The organism is Streptomyces cynarae (genome assembly GCF_025642135.1).
Lineage (GTDB): Bacteria > Actinomycetota > Actinomycetes > Streptomycetales > Streptomycetaceae > Streptomyces > Streptomyces cynarae.
In genome coordinates, this window is record NZ_CP106793.1 from 4,529,581 (window position 1) to 4,553,868 (window position 24,288).

Below are 24,288 nucleotides of genomic sequence, written 5' to 3' on the forward strand. Positions count from 1 at the left end.
CGCTCTGAGTGGACCGTTTTCCGAGCGATCGGAGAGGCTTACGTTCGCGGGGTTCGGCCGCGGCCCGGCCGCGACTGATGATGCCGTGCAGCAGTGAGCGATGTTTCACGTGAAACACGATGCACAGCAGCCGCGGTCGGGCCTCCGCGACACTCCGAGATGCGTAGGTTTGGCAGCTTGTGTGGCGTACGGCCCACACTCAGACCAGATCAGACAACCGCCAGATCAACGACGTCGGCGTACCCGGCCCGTTCGGGCCGCCTTAGCCCGCTTGGCCGCGAACCGCACTCCACCGGGGCTCTCCCCGACCTCGACCCGCACCACGGTCGACGGCGGGTCCACGATGCCCTCCCCTACATGGAGGATGGACGTCTCCACCGCACCGAGCTTGGCCAGAGCGGTGGCCGCACTCTTCAGCTCCTCTTCCGCAGTGTCGCCCTTGAGGGCAAGCATCTCCCCGTAGGGACGCAGCAGCGGAATACCCCAGGTGGCCAGACGGTCCAGCGGAGCCACCGCCCGCGCGGTCACGACATGGACCGGCGGAATCTTGCCCATGACCTCCTCGGCACGACCGCGAACGACGGTCACATGATCAAGGCCGAGCAGCTCGACGACCTCGGTGAGGAAATTGGTGCGCCGCAGCAGCGGCTCGAGCAGCGTGATCTTCAGGTCGTTCCGAACGAGTGCCAGGGGGATACCGGGCAGGCCGGCACCCGAGCCGACGTCGCACACCGTCACCCCTTCGGGGACGACCTCCGAGAGCACCGCGCAGTTCAGCAGGTGCCTCTCCCACAGGCGGGGCACCTCGCGCGGGCCGATCAGCCCTCGTTGCACGCCCGCCTCTGCCAGCAGCTCGGCGTACCGGACCGCATCCGCGAAGCGATCACCGAATACGTCACGTGCCTGTTCGGGCGCAGGGGGGAGCTCCGCTGCCTCCGTCACGGGGACCGTCCTTCCGTACCGCATCAGCGCGACCAGCGCCGATCACCAGAACTACCAGGCTGACAAAGTTCGGCCCCGTCTGCGCTACAGACGGGGCCGGAGAGATGTACGGACCGATTCAGGCGGGCAGCACGACGACGAAGCGCTGCGGCTCCTCGCCCTCGGACTCGCTGCGCAGGCCCGCGGACTTGACCGCGTCGTGCACCACCTTGCGCTCGAACGGCGTCATCGGCTTGAGCTTCACGGGCTCCCCCGTGCTCTTGACCTCGGCCGCCGCCTTGGCGCCGAGTTCCGAGAGCTCGGCGCGCTTCTTGGCGCGGAAGCCCGCGATGTCGAGCATCAGGCGGCTGCGGTCGCCGGTCTCCCGGTGCACGGCCAGGCGCGTGAGCTCCTGGAGCGCCTCCAGCACCTCACCGTCACGGCCGACCAGCTTCTGCAGGTCACGGCTGCCCGTGTCGCTGACGATCGACACGGAAGCGCGGTCGCCCTCGACGTCCATGTCGATGTCGCCGTCGAGATCGGCGATGTCCAGCAGACCTTCGAGGTAGTCCGCCGCGATCTCACCCTCCTGCTCCAGGCGGGTCAGGGTGTCTGCACCCTCGGCAGCGGCGGAGGTGGTGCCTTCCGTCACGGGATGGACTCCTTCTTACTTCTTGGACGGGGACTTGGGCCGCTGCGGACCCTTGCGCTGGCCGGACTGGGCCCGGCTACGGGTGCCATTGCCGGGCTCCTGCGTCGCCTTCTTGGCGGCACCGGCAGGCTTGGCGTCCTGCGGCTCATCGGCCTTTTCCAGCGACGGCGAGGAGGACGTCGGCTCGGAGCCCCCGGCCGGCTTGGCCCCACCGGACTGGCGCTGCGCCTTGCTCTGCCGCTTGGGCTGCTGACGCTTCGGGCCGGCGGCACCGGCGACCGTCGTCGCGTCATCGGCGGTGGCGACGGCCGTGACCTCGCTCTTCACCACAGTGCCGTCGGCCTGGGCCGCAAGGCCCGCCTTGGTCAGACCGTTGATGAACTTGCGCTCGAACTCGTTGCGGTCCCGGCCCTTGGCGACGATCGCCTTGACGATGGCCTTCTCGCTCCGCCTGCGGATCTTGCCGTGATGCGTGACGTGCTTGGTCAGACGCTCCAGGTAGGCGGCCTGAGCCTTGGAACCCGGTGTCGGGTTGTTGTGGATGACGTACATCTGCTGGCCCATGGTCCACACGTTGGTGGTCAGCCAGTAGACGAGGACACCGACCGGGAAGTTGATACCGAAGACGGCGAACATGACCGGGAAGACGTACATCAGCATCTTCTGCTGCTGCATGAACGGCGTCTTCACCGTCGTGTCGACGTTCTTCGTCATCAGCTGGCGCTGTGTGTAGAACTGCGAGGCCGACATCAGGACGATCATGATCGCGGTGACGACCCGGACGTCGGTCAGCGAGGCGCCGAGCGCGGCGACCTTGTCCGCACCGTCGGTGAACTTGGCGGCCAGCGGGGCACCGACGATGTGCGCCTTACGTGCGCTGGCGAGCAGCGGCTCGTTGATGACGCCGATCGTCTTGCCCGTCGCGATGCCGTTGAGCACGTGGTACAGGGCGAAGAAGAACGGAGACTGCGCCAGGATGGGAAGGCACGAGGAGAGCGGGTTGGTACCCGACTCCTTGTACAGCTTCATCATCTCTTCGGACTGGCGCTGCTTGTCGTTCTTGTAGCGCTCCTGGATCTTCTTCATCTCGGGCTGCAGCGTCTGCATCGCCCGGGTCGCCTTGATCTGCTTCACGAAGAGCGGGACCAGGCAGATACGGATCAGAATCACCAGGGACACGATGGACAGGCCCCAGGCCCAGCCCGTGTCAGCGCCGAAGATCGCGCCGTACACCTTGTGGAACTGGACGATGACCCAGGAAACGGGTGTCGTGATGAAGCTGAAGAGGCTGGCAATCGTGTCCACTAATCATGCTCCTTGGGCATGGGACGAGGTCTCTGCGACCGGGCTCGAAGGGATGTCCCCGTCGGCGGCCGGTTCAGCGGCGGAGGGCCCGCCCTTGCGTGCACGCCAGGCGTTACGCAACATTTCGTGCCACCGCGGGCGCTTGCGCGGCGGGACATGGTCCACACCGCCGAGCGACCACGGATTGCACCGCAGGATGCGCCAGGCGGTGAGTGCCGTTCCCTTGATCGCACCGTGCCGATCGATAGCTGTGTAGCCGTAGTGGGAACACGACGGGTAGTACTTGCACACCGGCCCGAGTAGTGGACTGATCGTCCACTGGTAGAGCTTGATCAGAGCCAGTAGTGGGTACTTCATCGCTTGCCCCCTCCTCCCAGCAGCCGCTGGAAGGCGGCATCCAGGTCTCGGGCCAGCTGTGCATGGTCGGCGTCACCCGCACCGGGCAGCGCTCGTACGACTACCAGGCTACCGGGGGGCAACAGGGCCACTCGGTCACGCATCAGATGGCGAAGCCTGCGCTTCACCTTGTTGCGTACGACCGCTCCACCCACCGCCTTGCTCACGACGAAACCCGCACGCGTCGGGGGAGCGCTCTCCCCAGGCGCGTGCGGGTCCGTGGCACCGCTACGAAGGTGGACGACGAGAAGCGGGCGTCCGGCCCGGCGTCCTCGGCGTACCGCGGTCGCGAAGTCCTCGCGCCGCCTCAGCCGATGCTCGGTAGGCAGCACGTCATGACCTGTACGCGATCAGGCGGACAGGCGGGCGCGACCCTTGCTGCGGCGGGACGCCAGGATGGCGCGGCCGGCACGGGTGCGCATACGCAGCCGGAAGCCGTGGGTCTTCGCGCGACGACGGTTGTTCGGCTGGAAGGTGCGCTTGCTCACTCGGGGGCTCCAGTAATGATTCGGTGGGTGGCGGGGTGCCGCCTGGCTGTCACCGTGCGCCCACGAGTAGCTCGCATTACGCCCGAGTGCACCGCTTCCCGATCACTGAAATGTGCCCTGGTCGGCACACTGGTACGTGATCTGTGCCCATCGGAGGCAGGCGGCAGCAGCCATCGACAACTCGACCTGGTTACGGTACGCGGGGCTGCGCCATCCGGTCAAACCGGTGGCCGGTCGGGGACACTTGTCCACAGGCTGGGGACAACAACTTGAACCGCACGGGCCGCCCTGACTACCGTGACTGGACTCCGATTCGTTCTTTTATCCCTGCCCGAGCAGTTTTGCTCCCGACCTGACCGAACCGATTCACATCCCGACCCGTCCCGCAACCACACGTTCGTGGGACCTGTGAGAGAGCGTGCCCTGTGGCTGACGTACCCGCCGATCTTGCCGCAGTGTGGCCGCGAGTACTCGAGCAGCTCCTCGGTGAGGGCCACGGGCCGGGCGTCGAGGCGAAGGACGAGCACTGGATCAGGCGCTGCCAGCCGCTGGCGCTGGTGGCCGACACCGCCCTGCTCGCCGTTCCGAACGAGTTCGCGAAGGGTGTCCTCGAGGGTCGGCTGGCGCCGATCGTCAGCGAGACGCTGAGCCGTGAGTGCGGCCGTCCGATCCGTATCGCAATCACCGTCGACGACTCCGCGGGCGAGCCGCCCGCCCCGCCCGCCCAGTCGCGCTACGACGAACCCGAGCTGCCCTCTCCGCAGGGCCGCGACGCCTATGACGGCGGCGGCTACGAGGGGTACGGCCGTCACCGTGCCGACGACCACCGCGACCACCGCGCCGGCCGCCCCGACCAGCGTCCCGGGGACCAGCTCCCGCCCGCCCGCGCCGACCAGCTCCCGGCCGCCCGGCCTGCGTACCCGGGCGAATACCAGCGACCTGAGCCCGGCGCCTGGCCACGCCCCACCCAGGACGACTACGGCTGGCAGCAGCAGCGCCTCGGCTTCCCCGAGCGCGGCCCTTACGCGACACCGGACTACCGCGCGCAGTCCCTGGACCGGTCGCCGTACGAGCAGCAGCGCTCGGACTACGACGGCGGACGCCCCGACTACGACGGCGGACGCCCGGATTACGAAAGTGGGCGCCCGGATTACGACAGCGGTCGCCCCGACTACGAGCAGCAACGGCCCGACCGCCGTGAGCTCCCGGAGCCGCCCTCCGGCAACGGCCATGTGCACAGAGGGGGTCCGGTCGGCCCGAACCTGCCCACGACCGGCGCCCCCGGTCCGCTGGCCGCGCAGCCCGCGCCGGCGACCGGGCCGGGCGAGCCCACCGCGCGTCTGAATCCCAAGTACCTCTTCGACACGTTCGTGATCGGTGCCTCGAACCGCTTCGCGCACGCCGCCGCCGTCGCCGTCGCCGAGGCACCGGCCAAGGCGTACAACCCCCTGTTCATCTATGGGGAGTCCGGGCTCGGCAAGACCCACCTGCTGCACGCGATCGGGCATTACGCGCGCAGCCTGTACCCCGGCACGCGCGTGCGGTACGTGAGCTCGGAGGAGTTCACCAACGAGTTCATCAACTCCATCCGCGACGGCAAGGCGGATGCCTTCCGCAAGCGCTACCGCGACATGGACATCCTGCTCGTCGACGACATCCAGTTCCTGGCCCAGAAGGAGTCGACGCAGGAGGAGTTCTTCCACACCTTCAACACCCTGCACAACGCCAACAAGCAGATCGTGCTGTCCTCGGACCGGCCGCCCAAGCAGCTGGTCACCCTGGAGGACCGGCTGCGCAACCGCTTCGAGTGGGGACTGATCACCGACGTCCAGCCGCCGGAGCTGGAGACGCGCATCGCGATCCTGCGCAAGAAGGCGGTACAGGAGCAGCTGAACGCGCCGCCGGAGGTCCTGGAGTTCATCGCCTCCCGGATCTCGCGCAACATCCGCGAGCTGGAGGGCGCGCTGATCCGGGTGACGGCGTTCGCGTCGCTCAACCGGCAGCCCGTGGACCTGGGCCTGACGGAGATCGTGCTCAAGGACCTGATCCCGGGCGGCGAGGACACTGCCCCCGAGATCACCGCGACGGCCATCATGGCCGCCACCGCGGACTACTTCGGGCTGACGGTGGAGGACCTGTGCGGCACCTCGCGCGGCCGCGCGCTGGTGACCGCACGCCAGATCGCGATGTACCTGTGCCGTGAGCTGACCGATCTGTCGCTGCCGAAGATCGGCGCGCAGTTCGGGGGCCGCGACCACACGACGGTGATGCACGCCGATCGCAAGATCCGCGCGCTGATGGCGGAGCGGCGCTCCATCTACAACCAGGTGACGGAACTGACGAACCGCATCAAGAACGGCTGACGCGGTCGGCACGGGCCGACGCGGACGGTCCTACGCCTCCGCAGGCGCCCCGGGGCAAGGCCCCGGGGCGCCTTTTGCGTTCCCGTCGCGCTCGGGGCGGCTTGCTCGCGCCCCGGTCCACGGATGCCCTGCGCCACCCGCTGTTCGATTACCTCCCGGGTTACGGCCGCTCTCCACAGATCCGGTGACTTTCTTCCATCCACATCCTGGGGACTGCGGAGTTGTCCAGATCGTGTCCACAGGGGGTGCGGGGGAAGAAGCATCACGCCAGCTCACCGGCTTGTGGATTCGTGGACGGGGAGTCTCCACAGTCTGTGGACGAGGAGGAGATCCACAGGCTGTGCACGGGGTTGTCCACCGGCAACCCACAGGCCGAGGCGGGTTGTCCCCAGTGATCCCCAGCTTCTCCACAGTCCTGTCCACTGTTCGGCAACGCGGCGCGCCTCCTCACCGACGGGAGTGAAAGGCGTCACACCAAGGTGCTGGGTTGCCCTGTGGGAAAGGCGGGTAAAGCTGGGGACGGCACTGGGGAGAAGTGCCCCGAGGCTGTGCACGGGGTGTGCAGAACTTTCCGTTCTCCACAGAGACCCCTGGTTGTCCACGGGCTGCGCCCACAGGCCCCGTGGACAAAATTCCGCCTCCGACCTGGGGCAACGCGGTTATCCACGGTTTCCACAGGCCCTACTACTACTCCCAACTAGAGAGACCGGGGAATTCGCTTGGAAGCGGGGTCTGTGCACAACTCGCCCTCCGGCTCCCGACTGCCCCTCGTCACGACTTGACCCCGAGAGGCACCTACTGTCAGTGGGGTGCGTCAGACTGGTCCCCGGTGTCCTTCCCCTCACCGGGACCCACGACACCGAGTCAGACGACGAAGGCCAGGCAGGGCGAGAGCGCCGGCAACAGCAGGAGGCGGCTTACGGTGAAGATCCGGGTGGAACGCGACGTACTCGCGGAGGCAGTGGCCTGGGCGGCGCGCAGCCTCCCGGCCCGTCCGCCGGCGCCTGTCCTCGCCGGCCTGCTGCTGAGGGCCGAGGACGGCCAGCTGAGCCTGTCCAGCTTCGACTACGAGGTCTCCGCGCGCGTGTCCGTGGAGGCGGAGGTCGAGGAGGATGGCACGGTCCTCGTCTCCGGCCGCCTCCTCGCCGACATCTCCCGCGCCCTCCCCAACCGTCCGGTGGAGATTTCCACAGACGGTGTACGGGCGACGGTGGTCTGCGGCTCCTCCCGGTTCACCCTGCACACACTGCCTGTGGAGGAGTACCCGGCGCTGCCGCAGATGCCGAACGCGACGGGCACGGTCCCAGGCGAGGTCTTCGCCTCCGCCGTGCAGCAGGTCGCGATCGCCGCCGGCCGTGACGACACGCTGCCCGTGCTGACCGGTGTGCGCATCGAGATCGAGGGCGACACGGTCACGCTGGCCTCCACCGACCGCTACCGCTTCGCGGTCCGCGAGTTCCTGTGGAAGCCGGAGAACCCGGAGGCGTCCGCGGTCGCCCTGGTGCCCGCCAAGACGCTCCTGGACACCGCCAAGGCGCTGACCAGCGGCGACAGTGTGACCCTGGCGCTGTCCGGCTCCGGCGCGGGCGAGGGCCTGATCGGTTTCGAGGGCGCCGGGCGGCGGACGACGACCCGTCTCCTGGAGGGCGACCTGCCGAAGTACCGCACGCTGTTCCCGACGGAGTTCAACTCGGTCGCCACCCTGGAGACCGCCCCCTTCGTGGAGGCCGTCAAGCGCGTGGCGCTGGTGGCCGAGCGCAACACCCCGGTTCGGCTGAGCTTCGAGCAGGGCGTGCTGATCCTGGAGGCCGGTTCCAGCGACGACGCACAGGCTGTGGAAAGGGTCGACGCCCAGCTGGAGGGCGACGACATCTCGATCGCCTTCAACCCGACCTTCCTGCTGGACGGCCTGAGCGCGATCGACTCCCCGGTTGCCCAGCTGTCCTTCACGACGTCCACGAAGCCCGCGCTGCTGGGCGGCAAGCCGGCCATCGACGCCGAGGCGGACGAGGCGTACAAGTACCTGATCATGCCGGTGCGCCTCAGCGGCTGACGGTCGTCCACAGCCCCCTGGGGTCCGGTGGATGACGGGTCCCAGGGGTAAGCCGCAGGTGGGACCACGTATGAGCGCGTATGCCCACAGCTGTGCGTGACCGTCCGGGTTTAGGCTCGGACACGGGTACGAAGGTGCCCCACACTCCACACAGCGACTTAAGGAACAACTGATGGAGCTCGGTCTCGTCGGCCTCGGCAAGATGGGCGGCAACATGCGCGAGCGGATACGCCGCGCCGGCCACACCGTCATCGGATACGACCGCAACCCGGACCTTGCCGATGTCCACAGCCTGGAAGAGCTTGTGGGCAAGCTGAAGGACCCGCGCGTGGTCTGGGTCATGGTCCCGGCCGGTGCCCCGACCCAGTCGACGATCGACGAACTGGCCGAGCTGCTCGAGCCCGGTGACGTCGTCGTGGACGGCGGCAACTCCCGTTGGACGGACGACGAGAAGCACGCCGCCGAACTCGGCATCAAGGGCATCGGCTTCGTCGACTGCGGCGTCTCCGGCGGTGTGTGGGGCCTGCAGAACGGCTATGCGCTGATGTACGGCGGCGACCCCGAGAACATCGCCAAGGTGCAGCCGATCTTCGACGCGCTCAAGCCGGAGGGGCCGTACGGCTCGGTCCACGCGGGCAAGGTCGGCGCCGGCCACTTCTCGAAGATGGTCCACAACGGCATCGAGTACGCCATGATGCAGGCCTACGCCGAGGGCTGGGAGCTGCTGGAGAAGATCAAGTCCGTGGACAACGTCCGCGAGGTCTTCCGCTCCTGGCAGGAGGGCACCGTCATCCGCTCCTGGCTGCTCGACCTCGCGGTCAACGCCCTGGACGACGACGAGCACCTGGACAAGCTGCGCGGCTACGCCGAGGACTCCGGCGAGGGCCGCTGGACCGTCGAGGCCGCCATCGACAACGCCGTCCCGCTGCCCGCCATCACGGCGTCCCTGTTCGCCCGCTTCAGCTCGCGGCAGGACGACTCCCCGCAGATGAAGATGATCGCCGCGCTGCGCAACCAGTTCGGCGGCCACGCCGTAGAGAAGAAGTAATCCACAGGGCCGCACGGCGGTCCACAACCCTGGGGGAGGTCGGCGAACGACCATGCACGTCACGCATCTGTCGCTGGCCGACTTCCGCTCGTACGCCCGGGTCGAAGTCCCGCTCGACCCGGGCGTCACCGCCTTCGTCGGCCCGAACGGCCAGGGCAAGACGAACCTCGTGGAGGCGGTCGGCTATCTGGCCACCCTCGGCAGCCACCGCGTCTCCTCCGACGCCCCCCTCGTCCGCATGGGCGCCGAGCGCGCGATCATCCGGGCCGCGGTGCGCCAGGGCGAGAGACAGCAGCTGATCGAGCTGGAACTGAACCCCGGCAAGGCCAACCGCGCCCGCATCAACCGATCCTCACAGGTCAGGCCCCGGGACGTACTCGGCATCGTACGGACGGTGCTGTTCGCGCCCGAGGACCTCGCACTGGTCAAGGGCGATCCGGGCGAGCGGCGCCGTTTCCTGGACGAGCTGATCACCGCGCGCTCCCCGCGCATGGCCGGCGTCCGCTCCGACTACGACCGGGTCCTCAAGCAGCGCAACACCCTGCTGAAGTCGGCCGCGCTGGCCCGCCGTCACGGCGGCCGCTCCATGGACCTGTCCACCCTCGACGTCTGGGACCAGCACCTCGCGCGCGTGGGCGCCGAACTGCTCGCCCAGCGCCTTGATCTGATCGCGGCGATCCAGCCGCTCGCCGACAAGGCGTACGAACAACTGGCGCCCGGCGGCGGCCCGGTCGCCCTGGAGTACAAGCCGTCCGCGCCCGGCGAGGCGCACACGCGTGAGGCCCTCTACGAGCAGTTGACGGCGGCGCTCGCCGAGGCCCGCAAACAGGAGATCGAACGCGGCGTCACCCTGGTCGGACCGCACCGGGACGACCTGCTGCTCAAACTCGGCCAGCTGCCCGCGAAGGGGTACGCGTCCCACGGCGAGTCCTGGTCGTACGCGCTGGCGCTGCGCCTGGCGTCGTACGACCTGCTGCGTGCGGAGGGCAACGAGCCGGTGCTGGTCCTCGACGACGTCTTCGCCGAGCTGGACAGCCGCCGGCGCGAGCGGCTGGCGGAGCTGGTGGCGCCCGGGGAGCAGGTCCTGGTGACCGCCGCGGTCGACGACGACGTACCGGACGTACTGACGGGGACGCGGTACTCCGTGTCCGACGGCACCGTGGAGCGCGCATGAGCACCGACGAGCCCACACCGAAGAAGGCGCCGGAGCTGTCCGGCGTGGACCTCGCGCGCGTGGCGCTGCGGGCCGCGAAGGAGCAGGCACGCGCGCGGGGCGAGGCGGCGCAGCAGAAGAGGCAGGCGCGCAGCGGCGGTCTGCGCTCCGGCGCGCGCGGCGACCGCCGCGACCCCCTGCCGCTCGGTGCGGCGATCAACCGGCTGATCGCCGAGCGGGGCTGGGAGACCCCGGCCGCGGTGGGCGGGGTGATGGGCCGCTGGCCGCAGATCGTCGGCGAGGACCTCGCCCGCCACTGCGTTCCGCAGACGTACGACGAGGACGAGCGGGTCCTGGTCGTGCGGTGCGACTCCACGGCGTGGGCGACGCAGCTGCGCCTGCTGGCCCCGCAGCTGGTGGCGCGGCTCAACGAGGACCTGGGGCACGGCACGGTCCGGCTGATCAAGGTCCAGGGCCCCGGCGGTCCCGCCCCCCGCTTCGGCCCGTTGCGCGCGCCGGGGAGCTCAGGGCCCGGGGACACCTACGGGTGACAGACATCACACAAATCCGTCTGCGGCCGGGGGCGACTGGCTCTTTCGGCGTGCCCGGACGCGGTCGCGAAGACCGCTCTTACTCCCACGTAGCCAAGGGTTGACAGCCGGAAGCGCTGAGTGCCGCTCAGAGCCTCTTGGGGCCCCGCTCCGCATATGGGGAGTCGGGCGAGACCGGTTGAGGGCGGCACATGCGGACTCAGGTACCGGCAAACCCCCATCACTGTCGGCGCTACCGGTAGACTGGACGACAATCCCGCCCCGAACGTGGGGACCGTCCGGGAAAAGCTGAGCAACGCTGATCAAGGCTTACCAACGCAACATGCCGCAGCCGCTCCGGCAACCCGCCGACGAGCCCGGCTCGTGCTGTGCCAGAAAGGGCGCTTCGTGGCCGATTCCGGCAACCCCAACGAGAACATCCCGTCCACCGACGCCGGCCTGAACGGCGCGGAGGCCGCCTCCAACGGCGAGGTCACCGCGTCGTACGACGCCAGCGCCATCACCGTCCTCGAGGGTCTTGACGCGGTCCGCAAGCGACCCGGCATGTACATCGGTTCGACCGGTGAGCGAGGACTGCACCACCTCGTGTACGAGGTCGTCGACAACTCGGTCGACGAGGCGCTGGCCGGTCACGCGGACACGATCGACGTGACGATCCTGGCCGACGGCGGCGTGCGCGTCATCGACAACGGCCGTGGCATCCCGGTGGGCATCGTCCCCTCCGAAGGGAAGCCGGCCGTCGAGGTCGTGCTGACCGTCCTGCACGCGGGCGGCAAGTTCGGCGGCGGCGGCTACGCGGTCTCCGGCGGTCTGCACGGCGTCGGCGTCTCCGTCGTGAACGCCCTGTCGAGCAAGGTGTCCGTCGAGGTCAAGACCGACGGCCACCGCTGGACGCAGGACTACAAGATGGGCGTCCCGACGGCTCCGCTCGCCCAGCACGAGGCGACCGACGAGACCGGGACCTCGGTCACCTTCTGGGCGGACCCGGACATCTTCGAGACCACCGAGTACTCCTTCGAGACGCTCTCGCGGCGCTTCCAGGAGATGGCGTTCCTCAACAAGGGCCTGACGATCAGGCTCACCGACGAGCGCGAGTCGGCGAAGGCCACCTCCGGTGCGGACGAGGCGGGTGCCGACGAGAAGGACGAGGTCAAGACCGTCACGTACCACTACGAGGGCGGCATCGTCGACTTCGTGAAGTACCTCAACTCCCGCAAGGGAGACGTGGTGCACCCCTCCGTGATCGATCTCGAGGCCGAGGACAAGGACAAGAGCCTGTCCCTCGAGGTCGCGATGCAGTGGAACAGCGGTTACAGCGAGGGCGTGTACTCCTTCGCCAACATCATCCACACCCACGAGGGCGGTACGCACGAAGAGGGCTTCCGCGCCGCGCTGACCTCGCTGATCAACAAGTACGCGCGCGACAAGAGGCTGCTGCGCGACAAGGACGACAACCTCACCGGTGACGACATCCGTGAGGGTCTGACCGCGATCATCTCCGTCAAGCTGAGCGAGCCCCAGTTCGAGGGACAGACCAAGACCAAGCTCGGCAACACCGAGGCGAAGACCTTCGTCCAGAAGGCGGTCTACGAACACCTGAGCGACTGGCTCGACCGCAACCCGAACGAGGCCGCAGACATCGTCCGCAAGGCCATCCAGGCGGCCACCGCGCGTGTGGCGGCCCGCAAGGCCCGCGACCTCACCCGCCGCAAGGGCCTCCTGGAGACCGCGTCGCTGCCGGGCAAGCTCGCCGACTGCCAGTCGAACGACCCGGCCAAGTGCGAGATCTTCATCGTCGAGGGTGACTCCGCCGGCGGCTCGGCCAAGTCCGGCCGCAACCCGCAGTACCAGGCGATCCTCCCGATCCGCGGCAAGATCCTGAACGTGGAGAAGGCCAGGATCGACAAGATCCTGCAGAACCAGGAGATCCAGGCGCTGATCTCCGCCTTCGGGACGGGTGTGCACGAGGACTTCGACATCGAGAAGCTCCGCTATCACAAGATCATCCTGATGGCGGACGCCGACGTGGACGGCCAGCACATCAGCACCCTCCTGCTGACCTTCCTGTTCCGCTTCATGCGGCCGCTGGTCGAGGCCGGGCACGTGTACCTCTCCCGTCCTCCGCTGTACAAGATCAAATGGGGCCGGGACGACATCGAGTACGCCTACTCGGACCGTGAGCGCGACGCGCTGATCGAGATGGGCCGGCAGCGCGGCAAGCGCGTCCGCGAGGACTCGATCCAGCGCTTCAAGGGGCTCGGCGAGATGAACGCCGAGGAACTGCGCGTCACGACCATGGACCAGGAGCACCGCGTCCTCGGCCAGGTCACCCTCGACGACGCCGCCCAGGCCGACGACCTGTTCTCGGTCCTGATGGGCGAGGACGTCGAGGCACGGCGCGCGTTCATCCAGCGCAACGCCAAGGACGTCCGCTTCCTCGACATCTGAGTCGGTCTCAGCTGACCGCACCAGGAAGGATCCTCACCAGCAATGACCGACGAGAACATGCCTGTGACGCCTGAAGAGGGCGGCGAGAGCGGCCTGCGCGTCGAGCCCGTCGGGCTCGAGACGGAGATGCAGCGCTCGTACCTCGACTACGCGATGTCCGTCATCGTCTCGCGCGCGCTGCCCGACGTGCGGGACGGTCTCAAGCCCGTGCACCGCCGCGTCCTGTACGCGATGTACGACGGCGGCTACCGGCCCGAGCGCGGCTTCTACAAGTGCGCCCGCGTCGTCGGCGACGTCATGGGCAACTACCACCCGCACGGCGACTCCTCGATCTACGACGCGCTGGTCCGCCTCGCGCAGCCGTGGTCGATGCGGATGCCGCTGGTGGACTCCAACGGCAACTTCGGCTCCCCGGGCAATGACCCGGCGGCGGCGATGCGCTACACCGAGTGCAAGATGGCGCCGCTGTCCATGGAGATGGTCCGTGACATCGACGAGGAGACCGTCGACTTCACGGACAACTACGACGGCCGCTCCCAGGAGCCGACGGTCCTTCCGTCACGCTTCCCGAACCTGCTGATCAACGGATCGGCCGGTATCGCGGTCGGCATGGCGACCAACATCCCGCCGCACAACCTGCGTGAGGTCGCGGCGGGTGCCCAGTGGTACCTGGAGAACCCCGAGGCCTCCCACGAGGAACTGCTGGACGCGCTCATGGAGCGCATCAAGGGCCCCGACTTCCCGACCGGCGCGCTCGTCGTGGGCCGCAAGGGCATCGAGGAGGCCTACCGCACCGGCCGCGGCTCGATCACCATGCGCGCGGTCGTCGAGGTCGAGGAGATCCAGAACCGCCAGTGCCTGGTGGTCACCGAGCTGCCCTACCAGGTCAACCCGGACAACCTCGCTCAGAAGATCGCCGACCTGGTGAAGGACGGCAGGATCGGCGGTATCGCGGACGTCCGCGACGAGACGTCGTCCCGCACCGGCCAGCGCCTGGTCATCGTGCTGAAGCGCGACGCGGTCGCCAAGGTCGTCCTGAACAACCTGTACAAGCACACCGACCTGCAGACGAACTTCGGCGCCAACATGCTGGCGCTCGTCGACGGCGTGCCGCGCACGCTGTCGCTGGACGCGTTCATCCGCCACTGGGTGACGCACCAGATCGAGGTCATCGTCCGCCGTACGCGATTCCGGCTGCGCAAGGCCGAGGAGCGTGCGCACATCCTGCGCGGCCTGCTGAAGGCCCTGGACGCCATCGACGAGGTCATCGCCCTGATCCGGGCCAGCCAGACCGTCGAGATCGCGCGTGAGGGCCTGATGGGCCTGCTCGAGATCGACGACATCCAGGCCAACGCCATCCTCGAGATGCAGCTGCGGCGCCTGGCCGCCCTGGAGCGTCAGAAGATCGTCCAGGAGCACGACGAACTCCAGGCGAAGATCAACCAGTACAACGAGATCCTCGCCTCCCCGGTCCGCCAGCGCGGGATCGTCAGCGAGGAACTGGCCGCGATCGTCGAGAAGTACGGCGACGACCGGCAGACCAAGCTGATCCCGTACGAGGGCGACATGTCCATCGAGGACCTGATCGCCGAGGAGGACATCGTCGTCACGGTCACCCGCGGCGGCTACATCAAGCGCACCAAGACCGACGACTACCGCGCCCAGAAGCGCGGCGGCAAGGGCGTGCGCGGCACGAAGCTCAAGGAAGACGACATCGTCGACCACTTCTTCGTGTCGACCACGCACCACTGGCTGCTGTTCTTCACCAACAAGGGCCGCGTCTACCGTGCCAAGGCCTACGAGCTGCCCGACGCCGGCCGGGACGCGCGCGGCCAGCACGTGGCCAACCTGCTGGCCTTCCAGCCGGACGAGGCGATCGCCGAGATCCTCGCGATCCGCGACTACGAGGCCGCGCCGTACCTGGTGCTCGCCACCAAGGGCGGCCTGGTCAAGAAGACGCCTCTGAAGGATTACGATTCGCCCCGTTCCGGCGGTGTCATCGCGATCAACCTCCGTGAGACGGCGGACGGTTCCGACGACGAACTGATCGGAGCCGAACTGGTCTCGCCCGATGATGATCTGCTTCTGATCAGCAAGAAGGCACAGTCGATCCGGTTCACGGCGACCGACGAGTCCCTGCGCCCGATGGGCCGCGCCACCTCGGGTGTCAAGGGCATGAGTTTCCGTGAGGGCGACGAACTGCTCTCGATGAATGTTGTTCGACCCGGTACGTTCGTGTTCACTGCCACCGACGGTGGGTACGCGAAGCGGACCGCCGTCGACGAGTACCGCGTCCAGGGTCGCGGCGGCCTCGGTATCAAGGCCGCCAAGATCGTGGAGGACCGCGGCTCGCTCGTCGGCGCGCTGGTGGTCGAGGAGACCGACGAGATCCTCGCCATCACACTGTCCGGCGGTGTGATCCGTACGCGGGTCAATGAGATCAGGGAGACGGGCCGTGACACCATGGGCGTCCAACTGATCAACCTGGGCAAGCGCGATGCCGTGGTCGGTATCGCTCGTAACGCCGAGGCGGGACGCGAGGCGGAGGAAGTCGACGGCGACGTGGCCGTGGACGAGACCGCGGAAGGTGCCGCGACCACCGGCACGGACGAGGGTGAGGCGCCCTCGGCCGAGTAGCACGAGGAGTGAGTCAGCGTGAGCGGAGCCACGGGCGCCGGATCGACCGGTATGGACACGGACGGCGGCGGCCGTGGCTCCGCCGCGGAAGCGACAGATCCGCACACGACGAATCTGAAGGCGATCAAGCCGCCCGCGACCGACTCGCCCTCGCCCGACCCGCAGCAGAAGCCCGGATCCGGCTCGACCGCCGGCGCCGCGCAGCCCGCCCCCGGCGCACAGCCGGGGGCGTCCCCGCTGCCCGGAGAGCGTCGGCAGCAGCAGCCCGCGGGCCCCTATCACCCGCCGCAGGCCTACCAGACCCAGGCTCCCGCCGGTGCCGTACGCCGCCCCCGCACCGGGGCGGGCACGATGCCCCGCACCCGCAAGGCACGCCTGCGCGTGGCCAAGGCAGACCCGTGGTCGGTGATGAAGGTCAGCTTCCTGCTCTCCATCGCGCTCGGCATCTGCACGATCGTGGCCTCCGCGGTGCTGTGGATGGTCATGGACGCGATGGGCGTCTTCTCCACGGTCGGCGGCACGATCTCGGAGGCCACCGGCTCGAACGAGTCGAACGGCTTCGACCTGCAATCGTTCCTGTCCCTGCCGCACGTCCTGACGTTCACCACGATCATCGCGGTCATCGACGTCGTCCTGGCGACGGCCCTCGCGACGCTCGGCGCCTTCATCTACAACCTGTCGGCCGGCTTCGTGGGCGGCATCGAACTGACGCTGGCGGAGGACGAGTAGACACCGCCCTCGCGCTCTCGCGGAGGCCCGGGAGCCCGCCCGCCGGGTATCGATTTTGGGACTTCCCACCTGGTGCGCTAATCTTCAGGGGTCAGCGCGCGGGAGACACACCGCAGAGCGCGGCGGGGCTATAGCTCAGTTGGTTAGAGCGCATCCCTGATAAGGATGAGGCCACAGGTTCAAATCCTGTTAGCCCCACCAGCGAGAAGACCCCCAACCGATCATGGTTGGGGGTCTTTGACATCTACGGCTGACATCAGCCGATGAGTAGATCTTCCAGCAGCTCGGCGAGCACAGCCACTTTGGCGCGAGCCTCGAAGATCATGGCCCCAACGTCGTGCTTGGCGGGCAGGCCCACAGACTGCCCGACGCGCCGGAAGCTTACGGGACCGTGATCACTCGCGCCGAAGCAGCTCCTGGCCAAAGTCGTTCCGCCGACGTTGCAGGGCAATGTGCAGGTAGGTCCTGCGCTCTTGACCCGTGGGCGGCACTCGCCGCAAGCCAGCCGGTGACATCGTGTCATATCGCATCAAATAACCCATCCACGCATAAGCTGGCGCGCGATCACAGTGAGTGACAGCTGCTTGCTTTCGGTCCATCGGTGCAGCCGATGGCAAGCCACACCAACGTGCGAGGGAGGTGCCGGTGATCAGGCGCGAGAGAAGACAGAGCGGCGCGTATCGTGGGCCGGAGCCCGAGAAGAGCGGGATTCGGCCGTGGCCGTGGGCGTGGGTGCGGGTCTGCATGGCGGGGCTGGCCATCTTGGCGGGGTTGGCCTTGCCGGCCGTCGTCCCGTCTCCGGCCTGGGCTGCGCCAGGCCCGAACGCCTACGTCGCCAACTTGGGCTCGAACGATGTGTCGGCCATTGACACGGCCACCAACACGGTCATCGCCACCATCCCCGTCGGCTCCAGTCCGTGGGGTGTCGCGGTCACCCCGGACGGTAAGCACGCCTACGTCACCAACTCGATCTCGGGCACTGTGTCGGTGATCGATACGGCCACGAACACGGTCATCGCCACCATCACCGGCTTCACCAGTCCGAGGGGCGTGGCGGTCAGCCCGGACGGCACGCGCGCCTACGTCACCAACGGGTTCTCGGGCACGGGCACTGTGTCGGTGATCGATACCGCCACCAACACGATCACCGCCACCATCCCCGTCGGCTCCGCCCCGCGGAGTGTGGCGTTCACCCCGGACGGCGCGCACGCCTACGTCACCAACTTCCTCTCGGACACGGTGTCGGTGATCGATACCGCCACGAACATGGTCATCGCCACCATCAATGTCGGTGTCGGCTCCCAGCCGGATGGGGTGGCGGTCAGCCCGAACGGCACGCGCGCCTACGTCACCAACTCGGGCACGGGCACTGTGTCGGTGATCGATACGGCCAGCAACACGGTCATCGCCACCATTGGCGTCGGCGCCAGCCCGCGAGGGGTGGCGTTCACCCCGGACGGCACGCGCGCCTACGTCGCCAACTCGGGGGGTTCGAGCAATGTGTCGGTGATCGATACCGCCACGAACACGGTCATCGCCACGATCACCGGTTTCACCGGCCCGCGGGGAGTTGCGATCACCCGGGACGGCACGCGCGTTTACGTCACCAACACGGACGCGAGCAACGTGTCGGTGATCGATACGGCCAGCAACACGGTCACCGCCACCGTCGGTGTCGGTGCCAACCCGCTCGGTATCGCGATCGCCCCGAGCCCGGGGCCCTCCTTGACCATCGCCAAGAGCCACACCGGGGACTTCATCCCAGGCCGAGTGGGCACCTACACCATCACCGTCGGCAACAACGGAACCACCGCAACCGACGGCACCACGGTCACCGTGCATGACACCGTCCCGGCAGGGCTCACCGCCCTCAGCATCGCAGGCCGCGGATGGCGCTGCACCCTGTCCACCCTCACCTGCACCCGCAGTGACGTGCTGGCCGTCGGGAGCACCTACCCGGCCATCACCCTGAGGGTCCGCGTCGCCCGCACCGCCACCGGCACGGTCACCAACACCGTCACCGTCACCGGAGGCGGCGACACCACCACCCACACCGCCACCGACCCCACCACCATCGACCCCGACCATCACAAGCCGGATCACCACGAGCCGGGCCACCACGAGCCGGGCCACCACGAGCCGGGGTACGACGAGGCCCAAGGCAAGAAGAAGTAACCCACACTCAGGAAGCCCCCTTCCTGCGGTTCCAGCCACCAGCGAGAAGACCCCCGGTCCACCAGGGCCGGGGGTCTTTGGCGTCTACGGATGGAAGCGTCGTCCGGGCGGCCTGTGCCTTTCGCAGGCATGGTCGGCGGTGTCCGCCTTTCGGCCGGCGGGAGCCGTGCCGGGGCATGGAAAGGCCCGACCGCCGGCGACGGGGGATGCACCGGCGATCGGGCTATGGCCAAGGGTAACAAGGTCATTTGTGCGGCGGGGGGCGACTGTGCGACGGCGACCCGGGGTTGTGATCCGGATCACTGTCGACCGCACGGGGGGTCGTACGAGAGGCGGGGCAGGTACTCCTGCCATTTCTCCGGCGTCAGAACGCCCCGCGTGGTCGAGCAGATGCGGCGGACGGCCTGGTCGACGTCCAGGTTCCACAGCCGGACGGTGTCCGCGCCGCTCGACACCCCGAGCAGGTGACTGGCGGGGCTGAAGGAGAGGAAGTTGCCGGTCTTGGCGTTGGGGCTCATCGACTGGCCGATGGGGGAGGCCTTGTCCGGGTCGGTGACGTTCCACAGCCGCACGGTGTTGTCGTTGCCACCGCTGGCCAGCCGGTGCCCGTCCGGGCTGAACGTCAGTGACACGACCGCCTCGGTGTGGCCGGTGAGGGCGTTGCCCAGCCGGGTGGTGTGGAGCGGGTCGGTGACGTTCCACAGCCGGACCGTGTCGTCGTCGCTGCCGCTGGCCAGTGTGTGGCCGTCCGGGCTGTAGGCGAGCGTGTTGATCGGGCCCAGATGCCCGGTGAGCGGCGAGCCGAGCGATCGCGGGCGCCGGGGGTCGGTGACGTTCCACAGCCGCACGGTCCCGTCGGCGCTGCCGCTTGCGAGGGTGTGGCCGTCGGGGCTGTAGGCGAGGGCGTTGACGTAGCCGGTGTGGCCGGTGAGGGGCTTGCCGAGGCGGCGTGGGCGGGACGGGTCGGTGATGTCCAGCAGCTGGATGGTGCGGTCGTCGTAGTCGACGGCCAGTGTGTGCCCGTCGGGGCTGAGCGCCAGCGCGTCGGCGCCCGCGTACCGGGTCCGCAGCGGGACGGGCGGGCCGTAGGAGACCGGACGGGCGGGATCGGCGACGTTCCACAGCTGGACCGTGTTGCCGGTCCCGGTCAGGACGGCGAGGGTGCGGCCGTCGGGTGAGAACACCATTGACCGCAGGTCGCGCTCCCCGGTCGTGAAGGGCTTGCCCAGTGCCACGGGCCGCTCGGGGTCCGTCACGTTCCACAGCCGGATCCTGCTGTCGCCCGCGGCGGTCGCGAGGACCTTCCCGTCCGGGCTGAACGCGCCGATCCGGCCGATCATGTCAGACCGCCGTATCGACCACAGCCGTACCTTGCTGTCGCCGCTGCCGGTGGCGAGGGTGTGCCCGTCGGGGCTGAAGCCGAGGGCGTACATCTCGCCGCTGCTGCCCGCGAGCGGTTCGCCGACCTGCGACGGGTAGGCCGGGTTGCTGACGTTCCACAGGGTCGCCGTGCTGTCCGCGCTGGCCGCGGCGATCAGGGACCCGTCCGGACTGAAGGCCACGGACCACACCGGGCCGGTGTGGCCGGTCAGGGGCTCGCCGAGGGAGCGGGGGTTCCGCAGGTCGGTGACGTTCCACAGGCGGACGGTGTCGTCCGCGCTGCCGCTGGCGAGGGTCCTGCCGTCCGGGCTGAAGGCCACGGAGTGCACGGTATGGGTGTGGCCGGTCAGGGGCGCGCCGAGGGAGTGCGGGTTCCGCGGGTCGGTGACGTCCCAGAGCCGGACCGTGGTGTCGTCGCCACCGGACGCCAGTGTCTTCCCGTCGGGGCTGAACGCGATGGACCTTACGGCGTCGGTGTGGCCGGTCAGCCTGGTGAGCGAGACCGGATGCCGGGGGTCGGTGACCTTCCACAGCCGTACGGTGTGATCCTCGTCGGCGGTGGCCAGCGTGTGCCCGTCCGGGCTGAAGGCGGCCAGGAAGATCGTGCCGTCGTGGCCGTTCAGGGGCTCGCCCAGGGAGCGCGGGTGTCGGGGGTCGGTGACGTCCCACAGCCGTATCGTGCCGTCGTCCCCGGCGCTGGCCAGGGTGCGGCCGTCCGGGCTGAACACCGCGCTGCTCACCCAGCTCGTGTGACCCCTGAGGGGCTTGCCCAGGGGGCGTGGGCGCGCCGGGTCCGAGACGTCCCACAGCCGGACGGTCCGGTCGTAGCTGGCGGTGGCCAGGGTCTGCCGGTCCGGGCTGAACGAGGTCAGGTAGACGGCGCCGGTGTGGCCGAGCAGCGGCGTGGCCAGCGGCGCGTTCACGATGGAGATCAAGCGGCTGTTGGTGCCCTCGTCGTCCGGTCGCAGGCGGTGGGCCACGACGTCGATCTGGGCGGACAGCGACGGATCCGTGGACTGCACCCGGTCCGCTTCGGCGACCACCTGCTCGAACACCGCGTCGTCCCGCTGCTGCCACGCGACCACCGACGAGCCGACCGCCAGCAGCGCCAGGACGACCAGCGCCGCCACGGCTCCCCGCCGGAGCCGGACGGTGCGCTTGCGCAGTCGGACCGAAGCGGCCAGGAACTCCACCGCGCTGCGGGTGAGGAAGGTGTCACCCGAGGACTTCGCCCAGGCATGAGCCTGCTCCAGCCGAGAACCCCGGTACAGCAGCGCGCTGTCGCGGCGGGAGTCCTCCCAGGCCCTGCCGTCCTCCTCCAGCCGCTGCCGCAGCAGGTTCCCGTTCCTGTCCTCGTCGATCCAGTCGCGCAGGCGCGGCCAGGCGTGGAGCAGCGCCTCATGGGTGATCTCCACGGTCTCCGCGTCCAGCGTCACCAGCCGGGCGCGAACCAACGCTTCGAGCGACTCCTCCGTCTTGCCGGGGTCCGTCGACTCATCAGCCAGTTGCCGCCGGGTCCCCCGCCTGCGGGTGGCCTGGGTGTCCTCGCCCAGCCGGACCAGCCTGAGCAGGAGCAGGCGCGCGGCCGTGCGGGCCGCCGGATCGAGACCGGACCAGGCCCGCTCGGCCGTCGCCGCCACCGCTCCCTGGATCCCGCCGCCGCGCGGTAGCCGGCCAGCGTCAGCCGGCCCGCCTTGCGTCGCTGCCAGGTGGCGAGCAGAGCGTGCGAGAGCAGGGGCAGCACGCCCGCGTCGTGCGCCCCGCGCGGGCCGTCGACGCTGACCTCCCGGACGATCAGCTCCGCCAGTCCCGGTTCGAGTTCGAGCCCCACGGCCCTGGCCGGACGCGACACCGCTTCGCGCAGCTCCGCGGTGGTCAGCGGCCCCAGCACCATGTGCCGGTGCTGGAGCGCGTCGGCCAGTTCGGGATGTCCGAGGCACTGCTCGTAGAAGTCGGCGCGTATGCCGAGGACCACAAGTACGGGGGCGATGTCACCGGCGGCGGCGGGCGAGCACGCGGCGTGCAGGAGCCGGACGAACGTGCGCCGGTCGGCCTCGTCCGAGCAGAGGGTGAACGCCTCCTCGAACTGGTCCACGATGACGACCGGGCGAGTGGCGCGGGACGTCTCGCGCCGCGCCCAGGCCGCGACGGCCTCCCGCACCGCGTGCTCGAAGCGCCCGGTGCCGGGCTCGTCGGCCTCCGCTTCCTTTTCGGCGGACAGGACGGGGGCGAGTTCGGGGATCCGACGGGTCAGCTCCGCGAGGGGGGCGCCGCCCGGTACGAGTTGCAGCACGTCCCTGCCGCCGCGCAGGGCGGGCACCAGGCCGGCGTTCAGCAGGGAGGACTTCCCCGCTCCCGAGGCGCCCACGAGCATGACCAGGCCGCCGGTCCGCTCGGCCGCCTCGAGCTGGCCGACGAGGGCGGCCGTCCACCGCTCCCGGCCGAAGAACCACCGGGCGTCCTCCCGGCGGTAGGGAGCCAGCCCCCGGTACGGGCACACGCCACCGGGGACGGCCGGGGCGTCGGCGGAGGAACGCTCCTCGTCGTCCGTCTCCTCCTCGGTCGCCGGGGGGCGGTCGCCGACCGGGTCGGCCACCGCGCGCTCCCACAGGCGCTGCCACTGGGCGAGGTCGTACAGGCCGGTGGACACCGGTGCGGGCCGTGAGCGCCGTGCTTCGGGGATCAGGACGTGCAGCACCGCCGCGAGGGCGGCGAACTGGGCGGGCACGTTCCTGGCCCGCCGCCAGTCGCTGATCCGCTGTGCGGACACCCGCACGGGGCGCCCTCGTTCGTCGACCCGCTGAAGCCGGACGACCGCCTCCGCCACGCGTTTGAGCGGAGGGTTGCCGGCCTCCTTGTACAGCAGGGCGAGACGTTCCGCGAAGGCCGTGCGTGCTCCCGAGTCGGAACTCAAGGTCCCCACCCCTTACTTCCACCGCACCTGACGTCCGGACCGGAAAACTCACCTTATACGGCTGACCTGCGGTTAAGTCGCCCGGGCCGTACCGGAATCTCCTCGCTGACGGCATCAACTGGCAGGATCCACGGCGCGGGAGCTAACCGACCGCGCGGTGCCCGGACAGGCCACCGGATCGGCGCTCGGCGAGACGACGTGCACTGCCGCACGTCCGCGACGCAGGCACGTCCGCGACGCGCCCCGCCTTTCCTCGACCGTGCCGGTACGGCTCGGCTCGACGCCACCACCCGGTTCGGCACCGGTCTCCACGAGGGGAGGGACCGGTGCCGGACGGTGGGGCGCGGAGAAACGCCCCCCCGATACCACCCGAGTGTCCCGGGTCGCCGTCCCCGCCACCGTACGCCACAGCACGACACCGCACACCCCTGGATAGCTGACGGTCCGTCAGTTATGGTCTGCCCTGCCGTACCGTTTCCGAAGGGGTGGGTGCAGTGCAGACATTTCCGCCAAGTCCCCGGCCGCCGGGCACCCCACGGTGGGTGGCGATGTACCACCAGCCGACCACGGCCTCCTGGCGGGTGGCGGCGGAGTCGCCCCACCGCTCCGCCGTGCTGTACGCGGTCGGTGAGATGACCCAGACGGTGCGGGCGCGCGGAGACGACGTGACGGTCGCGCTGTGGGGCCCGAAGGACGGCGCCTGGCATCTGTTCGACGCGCCGGGGGGCACGACCGCCACGGCACCGCTTCCGCGCCCCGCCCGGAGCAGCGCGGAGCCGGGCAAGCTCGCCGAACGCATGGCCGACCGCCGCCACCAGGTCCTGATGGCCGGCCTGAGCAAGGCAGGGCTGTACGACCTCACGCAGGAGGACACGGCGGTCCTCCGGGAGTTGGTGGAGCGGCTCGACGAGCCCACGGTGCGTCGCGTCGCCCACTGGCTCGCCGCTGCCGGAGGCCAAGGGGCGTCCGTCTGACGACTCCCGCCGGGCGCACGACGCCCTGCGGAAGCCCCGACGCCCCAGGCCCCAGGGCCCTCCGTCCGGCACCGCCTCGCGCGCGGAGCGCTACGGTTGCC

General features: G+C 69.3%; 16 protein-coding genes, 1 tRNA gene and 1 pseudogene. 11 read left to right on the forward strand and 7 right to left on the reverse strand.

The features are described 5' to 3' along the window. Nucleotides 1–225 precede the first annotated feature (225 nt). From rsmG to rpmH, 6 genes are all read right to left on the reverse strand, one after another. Nucleotides 226–942, reverse strand: a complete 717-nt coding sequence (gene rsmG / locus N8I84_RS20775) for a 16S rRNA (guanine(527)-N(7))-methyltransferase RsmG (protein ID WP_263230901.1) — start codon at nt 940–942, stop codon at nt 226–228. A 118-nt stretch (nt 943–1,060) separates the two neighbouring features. Beyond that, nucleotides 1,061–1,573 carry a Jag family protein gene (locus tag N8I84_RS20780; RefSeq protein ID WP_263230902.1) on the reverse strand — a complete coding sequence of 171 codons (513 nt, stop codon included), beginning with the start codon at nt 1,571–1,573 and terminating at the stop codon, nt 1,061–1,063. Nucleotides 1,574–1,588: 15 nt separating this feature from the next. After that, nucleotides 1,589–2,878, reverse strand: coding sequence for a membrane protein insertase YidC (gene yidC / locus N8I84_RS20785; RefSeq protein WP_263230903.1), 1,290 nt, complete (start codon nt 2,876–2,878; stop codon nt 1,589–1,591). Between the two features lie 3 nt (nt 2,879–2,881). Further along, the gene (gene yidD / locus N8I84_RS20790; RefSeq protein WP_263230904.1) at nt 2,882–3,235 is read right to left on the reverse strand and encodes a membrane protein insertion efficiency factor YidD; all 354 of its coding nucleotides are present in this window, start codon (nt 3,233–3,235) and stop codon (nt 2,882–2,884) included. Then, a complete protein-coding gene (gene rnpA / locus N8I84_RS20795) occupies nt 3,232–3,606 on the reverse strand; it encodes a ribonuclease P protein component (protein WP_263230905.1) in 375 nt (124 codons plus the stop codon). The genes yidD and rnpA overlap by 4 nt, the downstream gene beginning before the upstream one ends. Before the next feature lie 18 nt (nt 3,607–3,624). Further along, entirely contained in the window at nt 3,625–3,762 is a 138-nt protein-coding gene (rpmH, locus tag N8I84_RS20800; protein WP_003956500.1) for a 50S ribosomal protein L34, read from the reverse strand. A gap of 425 nt (nt 3,763–4,187) precedes the next feature. Between rpmH and dnaA the strand changes: the two genes are divergently transcribed. The 10 genes from dnaA (at nt 4,188) to N8I84_RS20850 (ending at nt 18,919) form a co-directional block, all read left to right on the forward strand. Beyond that, complete coding sequence (gene dnaA / locus N8I84_RS20805; RefSeq protein ID WP_263230906.1) at nt 4,188–6,125, forward strand: chromosomal replication initiator protein DnaA; 1,938 nt, start codon at nt 4,188–4,190, stop codon at nt 6,123–6,125. A 922-nt stretch (nt 6,126–7,047) separates the two neighbouring features. Then, the gene (gene dnaN / locus N8I84_RS20810) at nt 7,048–8,178 is read left to right on the forward strand and encodes a DNA polymerase III subunit beta (protein WP_263230907.1); all 1,131 of its coding nucleotides are present in this window, start codon (nt 7,048–7,050) and stop codon (nt 8,176–8,178) included. A gap of 172 nt (nt 8,179–8,350) precedes the next feature. Then, complete coding sequence (gene gnd / locus N8I84_RS20815; RefSeq protein WP_263230908.1) at nt 8,351–9,226, forward strand: phosphogluconate dehydrogenase (NAD(+)-dependent, decarboxylating); 876 nt, start codon at nt 8,351–8,353, stop codon at nt 9,224–9,226. Between the two features lie 52 nt (nt 9,227–9,278). Then, on the forward strand, nt 9,279–10,400 hold the full coding sequence (gene recF / locus N8I84_RS20820) for a DNA replication/repair protein RecF (RefSeq protein ID WP_263230909.1): 1,122 nt from the start codon (nt 9,279–9,281) through the stop codon (nt 10,398–10,400). Further along, entirely contained in the window at nt 10,397–10,930 is a 534-nt protein-coding gene (locus N8I84_RS20825; RefSeq protein ID WP_263230910.1) for a DUF721 domain-containing protein, read from the forward strand. The genes recF and N8I84_RS20825 overlap by 4 nt, the downstream gene beginning before the upstream one ends. 363 nt (nt 10,931–11,293) lie before the next feature. Further along, the gene (gene gyrB, locus N8I84_RS20830; RefSeq protein WP_313884270.1) at nt 11,294–13,378 is read left to right on the forward strand and encodes a DNA topoisomerase (ATP-hydrolyzing) subunit B; all 2,085 of its coding nucleotides are present in this window, start codon (nt 11,294–11,296) and stop codon (nt 13,376–13,378) included. A 42-nt stretch (nt 13,379–13,420) separates the two neighbouring features. Next, on the forward strand, nt 13,421–16,015 hold the full coding sequence (gyrA, locus tag N8I84_RS20835; protein ID WP_263230911.1) for a DNA gyrase subunit A: 2,595 nt from the start codon (nt 13,421–13,423) through the stop codon (nt 16,013–16,015). A gap of 18 nt (nt 16,016–16,033) precedes the next feature. Further along, the gene (locus N8I84_RS20840; RefSeq protein WP_263230912.1) at nt 16,034–16,744 is read left to right on the forward strand and encodes a DUF3566 domain-containing protein; all 711 of its coding nucleotides are present in this window, start codon (nt 16,034–16,036) and stop codon (nt 16,742–16,744) included. Between the two features lie 124 nt (nt 16,745–16,868). Continuing rightward, nucleotides 16,869–16,945: transfer RNA gene (locus N8I84_RS20845), tRNA-Ile, on the forward strand. 543 nt (nt 16,946–17,488) lie between these two features. Continuing rightward, nucleotides 17,489–18,919, forward strand: coding sequence for a YVTN family beta-propeller repeat protein (locus N8I84_RS20850; protein WP_390898928.1), 1,431 nt, complete (start codon nt 17,489–17,491; stop codon nt 18,917–18,919). Between the two features lie 299 nt (nt 18,920–19,218). Here the strand turns inward: N8I84_RS20850 and N8I84_RS20855 are convergent. Next, nucleotides 19,219–23,222, reverse strand: a pseudogene (locus N8I84_RS20855) (nSTAND1 domain-containing NTPase). 539 nt (nt 23,223–23,761) lie between these two features. On the opposite strand from N8I84_RS20855, the gene N8I84_RS20860 reads away from it, so the two are divergent. After that, on the forward strand, nt 23,762–24,187 hold the full coding sequence (locus N8I84_RS20860) for a hypothetical protein (protein ID WP_263230913.1): 426 nt from the start codon (nt 23,762–23,764) through the stop codon (nt 24,185–24,187). Nucleotides 24,188–24,288: the final 101 nt, after the last annotated feature.

Coding starts and splice junctions, on each gene's coding strand:
- yidD (WP_263230904.1), bottom strand. CDS start 3,235: ATGAAGTACCCACTACTGGCTCTGATCAAGCTCTACCAGTGGACGATC.
- gnd (WP_263230908.1), top strand. CDS start 8,351: ATGGAGCTCGGTCTCGTCGGCCTCGGCAAGATGGGCGGCAACATGCGC.
- recF (WP_263230909.1), top strand. CDS start 9,279: ATGCACGTCACGCATCTGTCGCTGGCCGACTTCCGCTCGTACGCCCGG.
- N8I84_RS20825 (WP_263230910.1), top strand. CDS start 10,397: ATGAGCACCGACGAGCCCACACCGAAGAAGGCGCCGGAGCTGTCCGGC.
- gyrA (WP_263230911.1), top strand. CDS start 13,421: ATGACCGACGAGAACATGCCTGTGACGCCTGAAGAGGGCGGCGAGAGC.
- N8I84_RS20850 (WP_390898928.1), top strand. CDS start 17,489: ATGGCGGGGCTGGCCATCTTGGCGGGGTTGGCCTTGCCGGCCGTCGTC.
- N8I84_RS20860 (WP_263230913.1), top strand. CDS start 23,762: ATGTACCACCAGCCGACCACGGCCTCCTGGCGGGTGGCGGCGGAGTCG.